A 17,291-nucleotide genomic window follows, 5' to 3' on the forward strand; every position below is an offset into this window, starting at 1 on the left:
ACAGCGGGCTCGTAGCGTCACGGCGAGGACGAAACGACAGGAGGCAGCCGATGGCATCGGTCACCGGGAACTGGATCGCAGGCGAGCTGGTCACCAGCGACGAGACCTTCGAGGTGCGGCACCCCTACGACGGTTCGGCGGTCGCCACCGCGTGCTACGCCACCGACGCCGACGTGGAGCGCGCCGTCGCGGCCGCGCACGCGGTCCGCCGCGAGTTCGCGACGCTGCCCGCGCACGCCCGCGCGGCGGCGCTGGACCACGTGAGCCGCCGCCTCACCGAGCGGGCCGAGGAGATCGCGCAGCTGATCACCGCCGAGAACGGCAAGCCGATCACCTGGGCGCGCGCCGAGGTCGCCCGCGCCGCCTCCACCTTCCGCTGGGGCGCGGAGGAGGCCCGCCGCTTCTCCGGCGAGCTGCAGCGGCTGGACACCGACGCGGGCGCGACGGGCCGGATGGCCCTGATCCGCCGGGTCCCGCGCGGGCCGGTGCTGGGCATCTCGCCGTTCAACTTCCCGCTCAACCTGGTGGCGCACAAGGTCGCCCCGGCGATCGCCGCCGGCACCCCGATCGTGCTCAAGCCCGCGCCGAAGACCCCGCTGTCCGCGCTGCTGCTCGGCGAGATCCTGGCCGAGACCGAGCTGCCCGCCGGGACCTGGTCGGTGGTGACGACCACCAACGAGAAGGCCGCCGAGCTCGTCGCCGACCCGCGGCTGCCGGTGGTGTCGTTCACCGGCTCCGGGCCGGTCGGGTGGGGCATCCGCGACTCGGCGCCGCGCAAGCACGTCACCCTCGAACTCGGCGGCAACGCCGCGGTGATCGTCGACTCGGACTGGTCGGACCTCGACTACGCCGCCGACCGGATCGCCACCTTCGCGATGTACCAGGGCGGCCAGTCGTGCATCTCGGTGCAGCGCGTCTACGTGCACCGCGACAGCTACGACGACCTGACCGCCCGCGTGGTCAAGGCGGTCGAGGCGCAGGGCACCGGGGACCCGAAGGACCCGGCCACCAAGGTCGGGCCGCTGATCGACGTGGCCGCCGCGGAGCGGGTGGAGCAGTGGGTCGGCGAAGCCGTCGAGGCGGGCGCCCGGGTGCTCACCGGCGGCACCCGCGAGGGCGCGACGTACGCGCCGACGGTGCTGGCCGACGCGCCGGAGGACGCGAAGGTCTCGTGCGAGGAGATCTTCGGCCCGGTGCTGGTCATCTCGCCGGTCGACTCGGTGGACGAGGCGTTCGAGAAGGTCAACGCCTCCCGCTACGGCCTGCAGGCCGGCGTGTTCACCCGCGACCTGCAGCTGGCCTTCCGCGCCTCGTCCGAGCTGGAGGTCGGCGGCGTGGTCATCGGCGACGTGCCGAGCTTCCGCGCCGACCAGATGCCCTACGGCGGGGTGAAGGAGTCCGGCGTCGGCCGCGAAGGCGTCCGAGCGGCGATGACGGACCTCACCGAAGAGCACGTCACGGTCCTCACCGGCATCAACCCCTGAATCGGCGGCCGTGAGCGGTGGCCGCGGTTTCAATTGAAACTGCGGTCGACCACCCACGGCCGTTCGGCAGGCCCGCTGAACGCACGAAAAACGCCGCCCCGGTGACCGGGGCGGCGTTTTCGGTGCTTCGGTGCGTCAGCGACGCCAGGCGGTCCGCTTCCGGCGCAGGTCGATCAGCAGGCCGATGACCAGGATCGCCGCGATCACGACCAGGTAGCCGTCTTCGGTCTTGAAGTGCCCGCCACCGCTGATGATGCCGCCGTGGTTGCCGATCAGCATGGCCAGGCACGCGATGACCGAGAACCAGCCCATGAACTGGGTGCCCTTCGGGAAACCGCCGTGCCAGCCCCACTCGACCGACGGTTCCTCGGCCGGGTCGATGGCCTGGCTGGGCTTCTTCTCCAGCTCGGTGCTCGCCACGTTCCCCTCCTGTGCCACGCCGGCCGCGCGGGCCGGAAGACAGTGCTCGGTGCGCGGATCACCGACCGGCGATCCACATTGCCCCCATCCTCGCACACGCCCTCCGCGACCGAACGCGCGCCCACCCGGCACGAGCAGCGAAAAGGGGTGTCGCGGAAAGAGATTTCCGCAACACCCCGAAAAGCGTCCGCTCGCGCCGGCGCTACCGCTGCACCGCCTTGCGGCCGACGATCACCCGGTAGACGCCCAGCACGATGACCGAGCCGGCGATCGCCAGGAGCCAGGTGCTCAGCGACCAGAACCGGTCGATGCCGACGCCGAAGATCCAGTTGCCGATCAGCCCGCCGATGAACGCGCCGACCACGCCCAACAGCATCGTGACCAGGATTCCGCCCGGGTCCTTGCCCGGCATGATCGCCTTCGCGATGGCGCCCACGATCAGGCCGAGAACGATCCATCCGATGATGCCCATGGTTGTTCTCCTCACGTCCTGCGCCGCACCCTGCCGGGCCGACCACCTGATCGTGGGCCCCGAAAGTGATTTGCGCACCGCGAGCGACGGGGGCTCACCTTCTTCGGGGACAATGGCCGGTGATGCACGCCGACACCCCGAATCAGAGCGCACCCAGCGAACCGGGTCCCCGCACCGTCCTGGTGCTCGGCTCGACCGGTTCCATCGGAACCCAGGCCCTGGACGTGATCCGGCACAACCCCGACCGGTTCCGGGTCGCCGGGCTGGCCGCGGGCGGCAGCGACCCGCAGGCGCTGGCGGCGCAGGCGCTGGAGTTCGACGTCCCGGCCGTCGCCGTCGCCAAGGGCACCGCGGTCGAGGACGTCCAGCTCGCCCTCTACGCCGAGGCCCAGCGGCGCGGCTACGCGGCCGGGGAGTTCCGGCTGCCGCGGCTGCTGGCCGGCCCGGACGCGGTCACCGACCTCATCGAATCCGCTCCCGCCGACGTGGTGCTCAACGGCGTCGACGGCTCGCGCGGTCTCAAACCGACGCTGGCCGCGCTGGCCACCGGCGCGACGCTGGCCCTGGCCAACAAGGAGTCGCTGATCGCCGGCGGCCCGCTGGTGCTCAACAGCGCCGCGCCCGGCCAGATCGTGCCGGTGGACTCCGAGCACTCGGCGCTGGCGCAGTGCCTGTTCGGCGGGCGCGCCGACGAGGTGGAGCGGCTGGTGCTGACGGCCTCCGGTGGGCCGTTCCGCGGCCGCAAGCGCGACGAGCTCGTCGACGTCACCGTGGAGCAGGCGCTGGCCCACCCGACCTGGTCGATGGGCAGCGTGGTCACGATCAACTCCGCCACGCTGGTGAACAAGGGCCTGGAGCTGATCGAGGCGCACCTGCTGTTCGGCATCGGCTTCGACCGCATCGACGTCGTCGTGCACCCGCAGTCGATCGTGCACTCGATGGTCACCTTCGTGGACGGCTCCACGATCGCGCAGGCCAGCCCGCCCAACATGCGGATCCCGATCGCGCTGAGCCTGGACTGGCCGCGCCGGGTGCCCAAGGCCGCCCCGGCGCTGACCTTCGAGAAGGCCCAGGAGTGGACCTTCGAGCCGGTCGACGACGAGGCGTTCCCGGCCGTCGAGCTGGCCCGCGCGGCGGGCTCCGGCGGAGGCTGCCTGCCCGCGATCTACAACGCGGCGAACGAGGAGGCGCTGGCGGCGTTCGTCGAGGGCCGCCTCGGGTTCACCGCGATCGTGCAAACTGTGGGTGACGTGCTCGCCGGCGCCGACCAGTGGCGCAGCGACCCGGCGGGCTTGGACGAGGTCTTCGCGGCCGAGGACTGGGCACAGACTCGGGCTCGCGAGCTCGTCGGGAAGGCGGAGTAGATGCTGGTCGTCGTTGGCATCCTGATCTTCTTCCTCGGGCTGCTGTTCTCCATCGCGTGGCACGAGCTGGGGCACCTGGCGGCCGCGAAGCTGTTCGGGATCAAGGTCACCCAGTACATGGTCGGCTTCGGCCGCACCATCTGGTCCCGCAAGAAGGGCGACACCGAGTACGGCCTGAAGCTCATCCCGTTCGGCGGCTACATCCGGATGATCGGCATGTTCCCGCCCAAGAAGGACGAGAAGTACGGCCGCACCACGTCGTCCGCGCCGTGGCGGGCGATGATCGAGGACGCCCGCCAGATGTCCGCCGAGGAGATCACCCCGGAGGACGCGCACAAGCAGTTCTACCAGCGCAGCCCGTGGAAGCGGGTCGTGGTGATGATGGCCGGGCCGTTCATGAACCTCATCCTGGCGGTCGGCATCTTCACGGCGATCCTGATGGGCCACGGCATCGCGACCCCGACGACCACGGTCGCCGACGTCAGCGCGTGCGTGCTGCCCGCCACCGCGCCGAACACCGAGACCTGCCCGGCCGACGCCCCGCCGTCGCCCGCCGCGGCCGCGGGATTCCGGGCCGGCGACCGGATCCTGGAGTTCAACGGCAAGCCCTACGCCTCGTGGGACGAGCTGCAGCTGGCGATCCGCGCGTCCAGCGGCTCGGTGCCGGTGATCATCGAGCGCGACGGGCAGCGGGTTCCGCTGCAGGCCGACCTGATGCAGACCGACCGGCCGAAGCTGAACTCGACCAGCGAGTACGAGAAGGTCGGCTTCCTGGGCCTGACTCCGACATCGGTGCTGGTCAAGCAGGACATCGGCGGCGTGGCGAGCACCATCGGCGGCTTCGTGAGCCTCACCGCGCAGAAGGTCGTCGAGCTGCCGCAGCGGGTGCCCGACCTGGTCGCCGCGATCTTCGGCGGCGAACGGCACCAGGACTCGCCGGTGGGCATCGTCGGCGCGAGCCGCCTCGGCGGCGAGGTGCTGGCCTCGGAGAAGGTCGGCGTCGACGACCGGATCATCATGATGTTCAACCTGCTTGCTGGCGTGAACCTGTCGCTGTTCGTGTTCAACATGCTGCCGATCCTGCCGCTGGACGGCGGTCACGCCGTCGGCGCGATCTGGGAGGGCATCCGCCGCAAGTTCGCCAAGCTGGTGCGCCGGCCCGACCCGGGTCCGTTCGACACGGCGCGGCTGATGCCGCTGGCGTACGCGGTGAGCCTTGTCTTCATCGCGTACTCGCTGCTGGTCCTGGTCGCCGACGTGGTGAACCCGGTGAAGCTGTTCTGATCGGTCTTCGGCGGGAACCGGCGCTCAGCACGCGTGGTGGGCGCCGGTTCCGCGCGACACCGGCGGCGATTTCACTCGCGTGGCCGAGCGCCTGCGGGGAAGCGGAACCCGTGTCGGCGCGGCCGAACGGACTTCGGCGCGCGTCCCACCCGATACCCGGATCGAGTGGTGACGGGTGTGCGACGCTCGCTCGAACGAGACGTGAACCGGCTCTGATGATCACCGAACGTGATTCGGCTGACCATGACGACATCCGGCCGGATGAAATGCCGCCGGTATCGTGGAGCGCGGGCGGTGCAAGCCGTCCGAAAACACCAGCAGAGGTGGAGAGGAATCGATGACCGTCGATCTGGGCATGCCCGCGGCCCCGGCTCCGGTGCTCGCGGAACGGCGCAAGACCCGGCAGTTGCAGGTCGGACCGGTCGGAGTGGGCAGCGAATCGCCCATCTCCGTGCAGAGCATGACCACGACCGTCACCGCGGACGTCAACGCCACGTTGCAGCAGATCGCCGAGCTGACCGCCGCGGGCTGCGACATCGTCCGGGTGGCCTGCCCCAGCGCGGACGACGCGGAGGCGCTGCCCGCCATCGCGAAGAAGTCGCAGATCCCGGTCATCGCCGACATCCACTTCCAGCCGAAGTACGTGTTCGCGGCGATCGAGGCCGGTTGCGCCGCGGTGCGCGTCAACCCGGGCAACATCAAGAAGTTCGACGACAAGGTCAAGGAGATCGCGCAGGCCGCCAGGGACCACGGCACGCCGATCCGGATCGGCGTCAACGCCGGTTCGCTGGACCCGCGGCTGATGCAGAAGTACGGCAAGGCGACCCCGGAGGCGCTGGCCGAGTCGGCGCTGTGGGAGGCGAGCCTGTTCGCCGAGCACGACTTCCACGACCTGAAGATCTCGGTGAAGCACAACGACCCGGTCGTGATGGTGCGCGCCTACGAGATCCTCGCCGAGCAGTGCGACTACCCGCTGCACCTCGGCGTCACCGAGGCGGGCCCGGCGTTCCAGGGCACGATCAAGTCCGCGGTCGCCTTCGGCGCGCTGCTGCGGCAGGGCATCGGCGACACCATCCGCGTGTCGTTGTCGGCGCCGCCGGTCGAGGAGATCAAGGTCGGCACCCAGATCCTGCAGTCGCTGAACCTGCGGCCGCGGAAGCTGGAGATCGTGTCGTGCCCGTCGTGCGGCCGGGCGCAGGTCGACGTGTACAAGCTGGCCGAGGAGGTCACCGCCGGGCTCGAGGGCATGGAGGTGCCGCTGCGGGTCGCCGTGATGGGCTGCGTGGTCAACGGGCCGGGCGAGGCGCGGGAGGCCGACCTCGGGGTGGCCTCGGGCAACGGCAAGGGCCAGATCTTCGTCAAGGGCGAGGTGATCAAGACGGTGCCGGAGCACCAGATCGTCGAGACCCTGATCGAGGAGGCCATGCGCATCGCCGAGGACATGGAGCCCGCCGACGACGCGGCCGGGGCGCCGGTCGTCACCGTCAGCTGATCCAGTGCGACCGGCCGTCCCCGGATCAGGGGGCGGCCGGTCTCGCTTTTCCGGGCTTCTGCGCGCCGCGCCCGCGGCGAATCCGCGGCGATCCGTCGACCGGGCTACTCCGAATGGGTGAGTGCCGGTTCGGGGCGGTGTGGTGCACACCGGCCGGTGGGGCTCTGCACCCCGGGTTTCTGGCAGTCTTGGCAGGTGCTCAAGCTCGCCGGTGCACGGCTGTTGGAGGAACGCGACGCGGTGCTGGTCCGTTCCGTGCTGGATTCCGCCCCCGTCGCGGCCTGCATGGTGGCCGCGCGCGTCGAGGAGGCCGGCATCCACCCGTTGCGCCTCGGCGGCGAGCTCTGGGGCTACGGCGGCAAGCTCACCGGGATGTGCTTCTCCGGCGCGAACCTGATCCCGCTGCGCGGCGGGCCGGCCGCGATGCGCGCCTTCGCCGACCGCGCGCTGCGCCGGCGCCGCGTCTGCTCGTCGCTGGTCGGCCCGGCCGAGCAGGTGCTCGCGCTCTGGAGCGAGGTCGCGGCGCAGTGGGGCCCGGCGCGCGAAGTGCGCGCCGATCAGCCGCTCATGGCGCTGTCCGAGCCGCCCTGGGTGGCCCCGGACCCGCTGGTGCGCCCGGTCCGGCCGGATGAGCTGGACCGCTACCTGCCCGCGGCGATCGCGATGTTCACCGAGGAAGTCGGGGTGGACCCGTCCAGCGACGGCGGCGCGGCGAGCTATCGGGCGCGGGTCGCCGACCTGATCGCCGGTGGCCGGGCGTTCGCCCGCTTCGAGGGCGGCGAAGTGGTGTTCAAGGCCGAGATCGGCGCGCTGTCCCGCACGGTCGGGCAGATCCAGGGCGTCTGGGTGCACCCGGACCGGCGCAGCACCGGGCTGGGCACGGCGGGAACGGCCGCGGTCGCGGACCGGCTGGTGCGCGGCCTCGGCCGCACGGCGAGCCTGTACGTCAACGGCTACAACACCGCGGCCCGGGTGGCGTACCAGAAGGTCGGTTTCCGCCAGGTCGGCTCCTTCAGCACGGTCCTCCTCTGAATGTCCACTGTGGATGGTGATCTGCGGTTTCAATTGAAACTGCAGGCCACCGGCGGGTGCCGAACCCCCGGTTTCAATTGAAACCGTGGTCTCCCGTGCGGCGTGCGTTGACCGAACGGGCAACGGGTCAAAAAGGGGTGTGGACGTTTCGGGGCATTTCGGCATACTCGCGGACATGGTTTCCTCGCGGATCTTGGTCGGCGCGGCGGCGCTCCTGCTGCTGCCGCTGGCCGCTTGCAGCACCGGGCCGTCTGAAGAAGACGTCGCCGCCTCCTTCGTGAACGCGGTGGCGGCGGGTGACGCGGTCGGTGCGGCGAACCAGACCGACGCCCCCGATCAGGCCAAGCAGGCGCTCGAAGCGGCCCGGCGGAACCTGGCGCCGACGGCCGCGCACGCGACGGTACGCGAGGTGACCGAGGACGCGCAGGGAACGCCGACGGCCCGGTTCGACATGTCCTGGGACTTCGGCGCGGGCAAGGTCTGGAACTACTCGAACGAGCTCAAGCTCGTCGAGCAGGAGCAGGGCTGGAAGGTCCGCTGGGCGCCCGCGGTGCTCCACCCGCAGCTGGCGGCCGGGCAGACCCTCGCCTACCGCGAGCAGCGCCCGGACCCGGCGCCGGTGCTGGACCGGGACGGCAAGCAGCTCATGGGGCCGGAGCAGCTGGTCACGGTGAGCCTGAGCGCGCAGGAGGCCGGGGACGTGCCCGGCGTCGCGGCCTCGTTGGCGAACGCGCTGAAGACCATCGAACCCGCGATCACCCAGCAGTCCATCCTGGACGGCGTGGCGAAGACGCCGCAGGGCCAGCCCTACGCGGTGGTCACGCTCCGGCAGGGCGACTACGAGCAGGTCAAGTCCCGGATCTACGACCTGCCGGGCGTGCGCTTCCCGGCCCAGACGCGGCTGGTCACCACCGAGCGCGGGTACGGCACGCAGGTGCTCGCGGGCGTGGCGCGCGTCGTCGACCAGCAGGTCCAGGCGAACGCCGGGTGGCGCGTCGTGACGCTCGACGCGGCTGGCCAGGAGGCCGCGGAGCTGCACGGCGTCGCCGAGCGGCCGGTCGCGCCGACCAACGTGACCCTCGGCGACCGCGCGCAGCGGGCCGCCGAGCAGGCGGTGGACCCGGTTCCGCAGGCCGCGATGCTGGTGGCCATGCAGCCGTCGACCGGCGAAGTGCTCGCCGTGGCGCAGAACGCGCCCGCCGACGCGCAGGGCCCGGTCGCGCTGTCCGGCCAGTACCCGCCGGGTTCGACGTTCAAGACGGTGACCGCGACCGCCGCGCTGGGATCCGGGAAGGCGGGCATCGACACCCCGGTGGAATGCCCGGCGGAGAAGGTGTTCGACGGTCGGCCGCTGCCGAACGACAAGAAGTTCGACCTCGGCGTGGTGCCGCTGCGGACGGCCTTCGCGCACTCCTGCAACACGTCGTTCGCGCAGCTCGCGGTCGACATGCCCGGGGAGGCCCTGACCGACGCCGCGCGCCAGCTCGGCCTCGGCGTGGACTTCGAGATGGCCGGCGCGACCACCATCACCGGGAAGGTGCCGCCGGCCAGCAGCACGGTGCAGCGCGCGGAGAACGGCATCGGGCAGGGCACGGTGCTGGCCAGCCCGTTCGGCATGGCGCTGGTGACCTCGTCGATCGCCGAGGGGCGGATGCCGGTGCCGACGCTGGTCCGGGGCGCGCAGACCAAGGCGGACGCCACCCCGCAGCCGCCGGCGCCGCAGGCCCTCGACCAGCTCCGCGCGATGATGCGCGAGGTGGTCACCGGCGGGACGGCGACCGCGCTGAACGGCTCCGGCGACGTCCGGGGCAAGACCGGGACCGCGCAGTTCGGCGACGGCACCCACTCGCACGGCTGGTTCGTCGGCTACCGAGGCGACCTGGCCTTCGCGGTGCTGGTGACGGACGCGGGCTCGTCGGGGCCGGCCGTCGAGGTGGCGAAGCGCTTCCTGGCGGGCGCCTGACCGCTTCACGTGATCGGGTGATCACCTAGGGTCATCTTGGTGCTACGTTGTAGCTCATGGAGCGGATCGGCGTCCGCGAGCTGCGGCAGCACGCCAGTCGATACCTGAAGCGGGTCGCCGCCGGGGAATCGATCCTGGTGACCGATCGGGGTCGCGTCGTCGCCGTGCTCAGTCCGCCCACGCGTGACCAGGCCCTGTACGACGAACTCGTCGCCGCCGGGGAGCTCGTGCCCGGCGAAGGCGGTGAGCTCCCCGAACCGTTGCCGGCAGCACCGACCCCGAACGTCTCCGACCGGCTGCTGCGCAGGCGTGAACAGGAGCGGTTTTGATCTACTTCGATTCCTCCGCGCTGATCAAGCTGATCGCCCCCGAACCGGAGAGCAAGGCGCTGAGCCAGTGGGTCCGCGAGCGCTGGGAGCAGCCCCGCGTCACCAGCGCGTTGTCGAAGGTGGACGTGCTGCGCACGTTCCGCGAGGTCGGTCCGGCCGCCGAGGACCTGGCGTCGATCATCGTGTCCAAGATCGACCAGCTGCCGGTGAAGCAGGACGTGCTGGACGTGGCCACCGAGCTGCGCTGCAACGTCGGCCCGGTGGACGCCATCCACCTGGCCTCCGCCTACAAGATCAAGGACGGCCTGCACGCCTACGTCTCCTACGACCCGGGGCTGCTGGCGGCGGCCGCCGAGGCGGGCCTGACCACGGCCTCCCCGGGCGCGAGCTGACGCCGATCCGCCGCAATTTCCATTGAAATCGAACCTTCGATTTCAATGGAAATTGCGGCCCGACCGTGAGGAGATCGGGCGCGGAGCGCTCGTGACCGCCACCCGGAGTTCGGGCGGGCACCGCGGTTACAGTGGTGGGCATGCCGGTTCGAGCTCCGTTGAAGCCAGGCGTGCAGACGCCGCGTCGCCCAGTCCCTGCGCACATCGAGCGCCCCGAGTACGTCGACAAGCCGGCTCCCCAGCGCAGCACCGACCCGTACGTGCAGCCGCCCGAGGTCATCGAGGCGATGCGGGTGGCCGGCAAGCTCGCCGCGCAGGCCCTGGTCGAGGCAGGCAAGGCGGTGCAGCCGGGCGCGACCACCGACCAGGTCGACGCGGTGGTGCACGAGTTCTTCTGCGACCACGGCGTCTACCCGTCGACGCTGGGCTACCGGGGCTTCCCGAAGTCCTCCTGCACTTCGCTGAACGAGGTGATCTGCCACGGGATCCCGGACTCGACGGTGATCGAGGACGGTGACATCGTCAACGTCGACGTCACCGGCTTCATCGGCGGCGTCCACGGCGACACCAACGCGACGTTCCTGGCCGGCGAGGTCTCGGAGGAGGTGCGCCTGCTGGTGGAGCGCACCCACGAGGCGCTGATGCGCGGCATCAAGGCGGCCAAGCCGGGGCGGCAGCTCAACGTGATCGGCCGGGTCATCGAGTCCTACGCCAAGCGGTTCGACTACGGCGTGGTCCGCGACTTCACCGGGCACGGCATCGGCCGTGCGTTCCACAGTGGACTGGTGATCCTGCACTACGACGAGCCGTCGGTGCAGACCGTCCTGGAGCCGGGCATGACCTTCACCATCGAGCCGATGATCACCCTCGGCACCCACGAGTACGACATGTGGAGCGATGGCTGGACGGTGACGACGAAGGACAAGAGCTGGACGGCCCAGTTCGAGCACACCATCCTGATCACCGAAGAAGGCAACGAAATCCTGACCCTGCCCTAGGGCCTGTTTCCAGGCTCGTTCTGCGAAGCGGTGCGAGTAGCGGAACCTCAGACGCCTTCTCGCTGTGGGATCCCCGACTTTCGTATGACCAATACGCGGCGTCGGGGCTGTCCTCGCGAGAAGACGTCTGAGAACCCGCGGCGGTGCAAGTTGCTTAGGTGGGCTAAGCGGCTGCGCCGCTTGCGGCGGCTATTGGGCGTGAGATTCGAGCATCGCGGCGGCGGTTGTGCGTTTGCGGTGCGTACCTTCGGCTGCCCGCAGGGGCTTTTGGATTGGTCGGCGATTTCGCGCGAAATCGGCGTTCCGCTGGCCTGTCTGCGTCAGGTGCCTGGTATCGACGCCGGTGTGTCTTGGGCGGCGCCTGTGTTTGTGCAGGTGGGTGGTCGTGAGCGGTTTTGGTTGTCATAGCCGCTAAAAGCACTCACGGGCCCTCACCTGGGGAGACGTTCAGGCTGGTTTCGCGTGGGTGTCGCAGGTGGTTCGTGGTGCCTTTGGTGAGCTCGGGTGATGGGGTAGGAACTTCGTGTGAATGCGGTGCTGATCGCCGGGACCACCTCCGATGCCGGGAAGAGTGTGGTCACCGCCGGGATCTGTCGTTGGCTCGCGCGCGGCGGCGCTCGGGTCGCGCCCTTCAAGGCGCAGAACATGTCCAACAACTCCGTGGTCACGCCCGATGGCGGCGAGATCGGGCGGGCTCAGGCCGTGCAGGCTGCCGCGTGCGGCGTCGAGCCCTCGGTGCGATTCAACCCGGTGCTGCTCAAGCCCGGCAGCGACCGCAGTTCGCAGGTCGTGGTGCTGGGGCGGGTCGCAGGCGAGGTGACCGCGATGTCCTACCGGGCCCGCAAGACGGCCCTGCTGGACACCGTCGTATCCACGCTGGAAGGGCTGCGCGCGGAGTACGACTACGTCGTGTGCGAGGGCGCCGGGTCGCCGGCCGAGATCAACCTGCGGGCCAACGACATCGCCAACATGGGGCTCGCGCAGGCCGCCGGGCTGCCGGTGCTGGTGGTCGGCGACATCGATCGCGGCGGCGTGTTCGCCCAGCTCTTCGGCACCCTCGCGCTGCTGGACGCGGCGGATCAGGCGTTGGTCGCCGGATTCCTGATCAACAAGTTCCGCGGCGACCCGGCGTTGCTGGAACCGGGCCTGGACCAGCTGCGCGCGCTGACCGGTCGCCCGGTGCACGGCGTGCTGCCGTGGGCCGAGGAGCTGTGGCTCGACGCGGAGGACTCACTGTCCTATGTGGCCGATGGGGTGATCGGGCGGCCTGCGCCGCCGAAGGCCGCGCAGTGGTTGCGGGTCGCGGTGCCGAGGCTGCCGCGGATCTCCAACGCCACCGACGTGGAGGCGCTGGCCGCGGAACCCGGCGTCGCGGTCCGGTTCGTCACCGAGCCGTCGCGGCTGGCCGACGCGGATCTGGTCGTGCTGCCCGGCTCGAAGTCGACGGTCGCGGACCTGGACTGGCTGCGGCGCAGCGGCCTGGCCGAGGCGATCGACGCGCACGCCCGCGCCGGGCTGCCGGTAGCCGGCATCTGCGGCGGTTTCCAGATGCTGACGCGGCGCATCGTCGACGAGGTCGAGTCCGGTAGCGGTGCGGTCGACGGGCTGGGGCTGCTCGACCTGGAGATCGAGTTCGCGCCGCGCAAGACGCTGGCCCGGCCGCGCGGCCAGGCCTTCGGCGAGCCCGTCCAGGGCTACGAGATCCACCACGGCGTCGCGGTCCGCCGCGGGGACCTCGCGCCGCTGGTGAGCTTGCCCGACGGGCGGGTCGAGGGCGGTGTGGCCGAGTCCGTGCTCGGCACCCACTGGCACGGGTTGTTCGAGAACGACGCCTTCCGCCGGTCCTTCCTGCGCTGGGCCGCGCGGCGCGCCGGGCGGGACGGCTTCGAACCGGCCGATGGCACCGTCTTCGCCGAGGTCCGGGCGGGGCAGCTCGACCTGCTCGGCGACCTGGTGGAGAAGCACCTGGACACCGACGCCCTGCGCCGACTGCTCGACGACGGCGCACCTGCCGGGCTCCCGGTGGTGCACCACAGTTTCAATTGAAACTGGGTCATCGGTTGTGATCCCGGTAACGTCTTGGTCATGGCCGAGTTTTCCGTTGATGAAGCCCGCGAGCGGCTGGTGGAGCTGCTCGACCGCGCCGAATCGGGGGAGGAGATCGTCATCACCCGGTTCGGTGCGCCGTCGGTGTGGCTGCAGCCCGCGCGCGGCGGATCGACCGGCGGTGGTTTCGCCGCCGGGGTGATCGCGGCGGCGTGGGTGGCCCCGGCCGCCGGAGACGCGTTCGACGTCGGAACCGACTACTGGCCGGACTCCTCTGCCTGACCAGGATCTGAACCCACCTGGCTGAGCAGTTCGTCGAGGAATCCGCCCGCCTCTTCGGCCGCCCGGCGCGGATCGCCGTCGCGCACCGCTTCCAGCAGCTCGGTGTGTGAGACGTGCTGCTCCGGTGGGATCTCGGGGTTGAAGGTGGTCGCCACGCTGGATGCCACCGTCTCGCGGATCCCGTCGTAGAGCGAGATCAGCACCGGGTTGTGCGAGGCCGCGACCAGCAGCCGGTGGAACTCGGCGTCGGTGACGATGACGTCCGCGCTGTCCAGGCGCTGCACCGCCTCGTTCCGGCTGTCCAGGCAGGCCGTCAGCTCGCGCAGGTCCTCGTCGGTGCGCGCTCCGGCGGCGAGCCGGGCGCCCTCCACCTCCAGCGCGCGCCGGACCTCCAGGACCTGGCGCAACTCCGGGCCGCACAGCTTGCGCACCGCCCCGGAGATCTCGTTGGTGGCGCGCACGAACGTGCCGTCGCCCTGCCGCACCTCCAGCAGCCCGGCGTGCGAGAGCGCGCGCACCGCCTCGCGGACGGTGTTGCGGCCGACGCCGAGGGCGTTCACGAGCTCGGTCTCGGGCGGGATCTTCTCGCCCAGCGGCCATTCCCCGGACGCCACGAGCTCGCGCATCTGGGCGATGACCTGATCGACCAGCCCGGTCCGTTTGGCAGTGACCAAAGGCACTGACAGGTCCTTTCGTCCAAACATCCTACGTTTGACATAATAGGCCGTGATGTCTACGAAGTCACGACCCCAGCATGTCCCCGACCAGGTGGCTGACCAGGATGCCACGCGACTCGCCGCCGGATGCCATCCGGATGGCTTCTCCGCCGAGAACCAGGGCGCCGCGGAGCCGGTCTTCCCGAACCGGCACGTCGCCGTCGCGGGTGGGGGACTGCTGCTCGCCGGCGTGGCGCTCGCGGCGGCGAACATGCGCCCGGCGGTCACGAGCCTGGCGTCGGTGCTCGGTGAGGTCCGCGACTCGCTCGGTGCCTCGACGACCTGGGCGAGCGTGGTGACTTCCGTGCCGACGCTGTGCTTCGGGATCGCCGGCATCGGCGCTCCGCTGCTGGCGAGGCGGATGGGCATCAACAAGGTCATCGGCGCGTCGCTGGCGGTGCTGACGCTCGCGATGCTGCTGCGCGTCGTGGACGGTCCGTGGACGGTGCTGGGCGGGACCGTGCTGGTCTGCGCCGCGATCGCGATGTGCAACGTGCTGATCCCGGTGGTGGTCAAGGAGTCCTTCCCGACCCGCGTCGGGATGGCGACCGCGCTGTACACCACCGCGATGGCGGCGGGCGGCTCGACCGGCTCGGCTCTCACGCCGTACCTGAACTCCACCACCGGCAGCTGGCGCCTGTCGCTGGCGACCTGGGCGGTCGTGGCGCTGGCCGCGTTGTGCGTGTGGGTGCCGGCGACGGCTCGCCGCTCCTCGACGCGGCAGGTGTCGGGCACCGCGTCGACGAGTCCGCGGCGTTCGCTGATGCGCAGCCCGCTGGCGTGGGTGATCACCGTCTACTTCGCCCTGCAGTCGCTGGTCGCCTACGTCGTGATGGGCTGGATGCCCGAGGTGTTCAAGGGTGCCGGGATCGACAGCACGACCGCGGGCATGCTGCTCGGTCTGCTGCTGCTGATCGGTGTGCCGATCAACATGATCCTGCCGCCGCTGGTGACCCGGACCCGCAGCCAGTCCTGGTGGGCCATCGGGCTCGCGGTGCTGACCCTCACCGGACTGCTCGGGCTGCTGCTGGCGCCGCAGGCGCTGCCGGTGGTGTGGGCGCTCGCGATCGGCATCGGGATGAGCGCGTTCCCGCTGGCGCTGGTGCTGATCTCGCTGCGGACCGCCAACGCCGCCGACACCGGGTCGCTGTCCGCGATGTCGCAGAGCGTCGGCTACCTGATCGCGTCCTTCGGGCCGTTCCTGTTCGGCGTGCTGCACGACGTGACCGGCACTTGGTCGGCGTCGCTGACGGCGATCGTGGTGATCGTCGCGATCCAGGCGGTGTTCGGCGTCATCGCGGGTCGCCCCCGCACCATCTGACACCCCGCGGTTCTGCGAAGGGCGTCTTCGGCCGGTCCGGTCGAAGACGCCCTTCGCATCTGGTGGACTGAGCCGATGGTGTGAACGACGCCGAATCGGATTTGCGGGCGAGACGGCACTGACACCATTGATCGCCGTGGGTGGTGTCGCGGGAACGCGGCGCCGCCGGGAGACCCGGCTCGCTGCCGTTGATCCCCGGCCTTCGGCAACGGGTCGCGCGGCTGGCCGGCACATCGCCCCTCGGCGCGCCGGCCAGCCGCACCCCGTTCGGTCAGACGAGGCCGAGGCGGAGCATCGCGTCGGCCACGTTGGTGAAGCCCGCGATGTTCGCGCCCGCGACGTAGTTGCCCGGCATGCCGTACTCCGCCGCCGTGGCGTAGCAGCGGGCGTGCACGTCCTTCATGATCTCTTCGAGGCGCTTCTCGGTGAACTCGAAGCTCCAGCTGTCGCGGGACGCGTTCTGCTGCATCTCCAGCGCCGAGGTGGCCACGCCGCCCGCGTTGGCGGCCTTGCCGGGGCCGAACGCGATGCCGGCTTCCTGGAAGCTGCGCACCGCCTCCGGCGTGGTGGGCATGTTCGCGCCCTCGCCGACCGCGATGCAGCCGTTGGCGATCAGGGTGGCCGCGTCGGCGCCGGTGAGCTCGTTCTGGGTCGCCGACGGCATCGCCACGTCGCACGGAACTTCCCAGACGCTGCGCTGCGCGACGAACTTCGCGCCCGGGCGGCGTTCGGCGTAGGTCGCGATGCGGCCGCGCTCGACCTCCTTGATCTGCTTGATCAGCTCGACGTCGATGCCCTTCTCGTCGACGACGTAGCCGGAGGAGTCCGAGCAGGCCACCACGGTGCCGCCGAGCTGGTGGACCTTCGCCATCGTGTAGATGGCCACGTTGCCCGATCCCGACACCACGACCTGCTTGCCGTCGAACGACTGGCCGCGGGCCGTCAGCATCTCCTGCACGAAGAACGCGCAGCCGTAGCCGGTGGCCTCGGTGCGGACGCGGGCGCCGCCGAAGGACAGGTGCTTGCCGGTCAGCACGCCGGATTCGTAGCGGTTGGTGATCCGCTTGTACTGGCCGAACAGGTAGCCGATCTCGCGGCCGCCGACGCCGATGTCACCGGCCGGCACGTCGGTGTACTCGCCGATGTGCCGGTGCAGCTCGGTCATGAAGCTCTGGCAGAACCGCATGACCTCCCGGTCGGAGCGGCCCTTGGGGTCGAAGTCCGAGCCGCCCTTGCCGCCGCCGATGGGCAGCCCGGTCAGGGCGTTCTTGAAGATCTGCTCGAAGCCGAGGAACTTCACGATGCCCTGGTAGACCGACGGGTGGAAGCGCAGGCCGCCCTTGTACGGGCCGAGCGCGCTGTTGAACTCCACCCGGAAGCCGCGGTTGATCTGCACCTCGCCGCGGTCGTCCTCCCACGGCACGCGGAAGACGATCTGCCGCTCGGGCTCGCAGATCCGCTCGATGATCTTCTGCTCGGCGTACTCGGGATGCTTGTCGATCACCGGACCGATGCTCTCCAGCACTTCCCGGACTGCCTGGTGGAACTCGTCTTCGCCGCGGTTGCGCTGGACCACGTTCTCGTAGACCGGTTCGAGGCGTTCGTGAAGCACAGGCAAGCTCCTTTGTCCGATGACGTTCCGGGCCGCCCGGGCCCGCTCCGCCACGGCGGGAGCGCAACAGCGAGCAGCTCGATC

16 protein-coding genes are annotated in these 17,291 nt (G+C 70.6%); 12 read left to right on the forward strand and 4 right to left on the reverse strand.

Annotated features, from left to right (window positions below; all coding sequences use genetic code 11):
* The first annotated feature begins 50 nt into the window (after nt 1-50).
* On the forward strand, nt 51-1,484 hold the full coding sequence (locus ACWEV3_RS27060) for an aldehyde dehydrogenase family protein (protein ID WP_452616577.1): 1,434 nt from the start codon (nt 51-53) through the stop codon (nt 1,482-1,484).
* A 135-nt stretch (nt 1,485-1,619) separates the two neighbouring features.
* Here ACWEV3_RS27060 and ACWEV3_RS27065 read toward each other — a convergent pair whose 3' ends face one another.
* On the reverse strand, nt 1,620-1,904 hold the full coding sequence (locus ACWEV3_RS27065; RefSeq protein ID WP_132494179.1) for a DUF2631 domain-containing protein: 285 nt from the start codon (nt 1,902-1,904) through the stop codon (nt 1,620-1,622).
* 202 nt (nt 1,905-2,106) lie between these two features.
* Nucleotides 2,107-2,376: a GlsB/YeaQ/YmgE family stress response membrane protein gene (locus ACWEV3_RS27070; protein ID WP_132494180.1), complete on the reverse strand. Its 270-nt coding sequence runs from the start codon at nt 2,374-2,376 to the stop codon at nt 2,107-2,109.
* 122 nt (nt 2,377-2,498) lie between these two features.
* Here ACWEV3_RS27070 and dxr point away from each other — a divergent pair, with 122 nt between their 5' ends.
* From dxr to ACWEV3_RS27120, 10 genes are all read left to right on the forward strand, one after another.
* Nucleotides 2,499-3,740 (forward strand): 1-deoxy-D-xylulose-5-phosphate reductoisomerase, encoded by a 1,242-nt coding sequence (gene dxr / locus ACWEV3_RS27075; RefSeq protein WP_452616578.1) that lies wholly within the window; start codon nt 2,499-2,501, stop codon nt 3,738-3,740.
* Entirely contained in the window at nt 3,741-5,024 is a 1,284-nt protein-coding gene (locus tag ACWEV3_RS27080) for a M50 family metallopeptidase (RefSeq protein ID WP_452616579.1), read from the forward strand. It abuts the gene before it with no gap.
* A 337-nt stretch (nt 5,025-5,361) separates the two neighbouring features.
* Nucleotides 5,362-6,516 carry a flavodoxin-dependent (E)-4-hydroxy-3-methylbut-2-enyl-diphosphate synthase gene (gene ispG / locus ACWEV3_RS27085; protein ID WP_397530863.1) on the forward strand — a complete coding sequence of 385 codons (1,155 nt, stop codon included), beginning with the start codon at nt 5,362-5,364 and terminating at the stop codon, nt 6,514-6,516.
* Between the two features lie 195 nt (nt 6,517-6,711).
* Complete coding sequence (locus ACWEV3_RS27090) at nt 6,712-7,548, forward strand: GNAT family N-acetyltransferase (RefSeq protein ID WP_452616580.1); 837 nt, start codon at nt 6,712-6,714, stop codon at nt 7,546-7,548.
* A gap of 175 nt (nt 7,549-7,723) precedes the next feature.
* The gene (locus ACWEV3_RS27095; protein WP_452616581.1) at nt 7,724-9,511 is read left to right on the forward strand and encodes a penicillin-binding transpeptidase domain-containing protein; all 1,788 of its coding nucleotides are present in this window, start codon (nt 7,724-7,726) and stop codon (nt 9,509-9,511) included.
* A gap of 56 nt (nt 9,512-9,567) precedes the next feature.
* Nucleotides 9,568-9,840: a type II toxin-antitoxin system Phd/YefM family antitoxin gene (locus ACWEV3_RS27100; RefSeq protein ID WP_452616582.1), complete on the forward strand. Its 273-nt coding sequence runs from the start codon at nt 9,568-9,570 to the stop codon at nt 9,838-9,840.
* Entirely contained in the window at nt 9,837-10,232 is a 396-nt protein-coding gene (locus ACWEV3_RS27105; RefSeq protein WP_132494124.1) for a type II toxin-antitoxin system VapC family toxin, read from the forward strand. Before ACWEV3_RS27100 ends, ACWEV3_RS27105 begins: the two co-directional genes overlap by 4 nt.
* Before the next feature lie 140 nt (nt 10,233-10,372).
* Nucleotides 10,373-11,230 carry a type I methionyl aminopeptidase gene (gene map, locus ACWEV3_RS27110; RefSeq protein ID WP_452616583.1) on the forward strand — a complete coding sequence of 286 codons (858 nt, stop codon included), beginning with the start codon at nt 10,373-10,375 and terminating at the stop codon, nt 11,228-11,230.
* A 525-nt stretch (nt 11,231-11,755) separates the two neighbouring features.
* Nucleotides 11,756-13,276 carry a cobyric acid synthase gene (locus ACWEV3_RS27115; RefSeq protein WP_452616584.1) on the forward strand — a complete coding sequence of 507 codons (1,521 nt, stop codon included), beginning with the start codon at nt 11,756-11,758 and terminating at the stop codon, nt 13,274-13,276.
* 39 nt (nt 13,277-13,315) lie between these two features.
* Nucleotides 13,316-13,558 (forward strand): type II toxin-antitoxin system Phd/YefM family antitoxin, encoded by a 243-nt coding sequence (locus ACWEV3_RS27120; RefSeq protein ID WP_452616585.1) that lies wholly within the window; start codon nt 13,316-13,318, stop codon nt 13,556-13,558.
* Here ACWEV3_RS27120 and ACWEV3_RS27125 read toward each other — a convergent pair.
* The gene (locus ACWEV3_RS27125) at nt 13,534-14,238 is read right to left on the reverse strand and encodes a FadR/GntR family transcriptional regulator (RefSeq protein ID WP_358575400.1); all 705 of its coding nucleotides are present in this window, start codon (nt 14,236-14,238) and stop codon (nt 13,534-13,536) included. The genes ACWEV3_RS27120 and ACWEV3_RS27125 overlap by 25 nt on opposite strands.
* An 88-nt stretch (nt 14,239-14,326) precedes the next feature.
* Between ACWEV3_RS27125 and ACWEV3_RS27130 the strand changes: the two genes are divergently transcribed.
* Nucleotides 14,327-15,595 carry a CynX/NimT family MFS transporter gene (locus ACWEV3_RS27130; protein ID WP_452616586.1) on the forward strand — a complete coding sequence of 423 codons (1,269 nt, stop codon included), beginning with the start codon at nt 14,327-14,329 and terminating at the stop codon, nt 15,593-15,595.
* 271 nt (nt 15,596-15,866) lie between these two features.
* On the opposite strand, the gene gdhA is transcribed toward ACWEV3_RS27130, so the two are convergent.
* Entirely contained in the window at nt 15,867-17,213 is a 1,347-nt protein-coding gene (gene gdhA, locus ACWEV3_RS27135; protein ID WP_452616587.1) for an NADP-specific glutamate dehydrogenase, read from the reverse strand.
* Between the last annotated feature and the right edge of the window lie 78 nt (nt 17,214-17,291).

The sequence above is a fragment of the Saccharopolyspora sp. NPDC003752 genome, assembly GCF_053605825.1.

Coding starts and splice junctions, on each gene's coding strand:
- map (WP_452616583.1), top strand. CDS start 10,373: ATGCCGGTTCGAGCTCCGTTGAAGCCAGGCGTGCAGACGCCGCGTCGC.
- ACWEV3_RS27060 (WP_452616577.1), top strand. CDS start 51: ATGGCATCGGTCACCGGGAACTGGATCGCAGGCGAGCTGGTCACCAGC.
- ispG (WP_397530863.1), top strand. CDS start 5,362: ATGACCGTCGATCTGGGCATGCCCGCGGCCCCGGCTCCGGTGCTCGCG.
- ACWEV3_RS27100 (WP_452616582.1), top strand. CDS start 9,568: ATGGAGCGGATCGGCGTCCGCGAGCTGCGGCAGCACGCCAGTCGATAC.
- ACWEV3_RS27095 (WP_452616581.1), top strand. CDS start 7,724: ATGGTTTCCTCGCGGATCTTGGTCGGCGCGGCGGCGCTCCTGCTGCTG.
- ACWEV3_RS27120 (WP_452616585.1), top strand. CDS start 13,316: ATGGCCGAGTTTTCCGTTGATGAAGCCCGCGAGCGGCTGGTGGAGCTG.
- ACWEV3_RS27080 (WP_452616579.1), top strand. CDS start 3,741: ATGCTGGTCGTCGTTGGCATCCTGATCTTCTTCCTCGGGCTGCTGTTC.
- dxr (WP_452616578.1), top strand. CDS start 2,499: ATGCACGCCGACACCCCGAATCAGAGCGCACCCAGCGAACCGGGTCCC.
- ACWEV3_RS27070 (WP_132494180.1), bottom strand. CDS start 2,376: ATGGGCATCATCGGATGGATCGTTCTCGGCCTGATCGTGGGCGCCATC.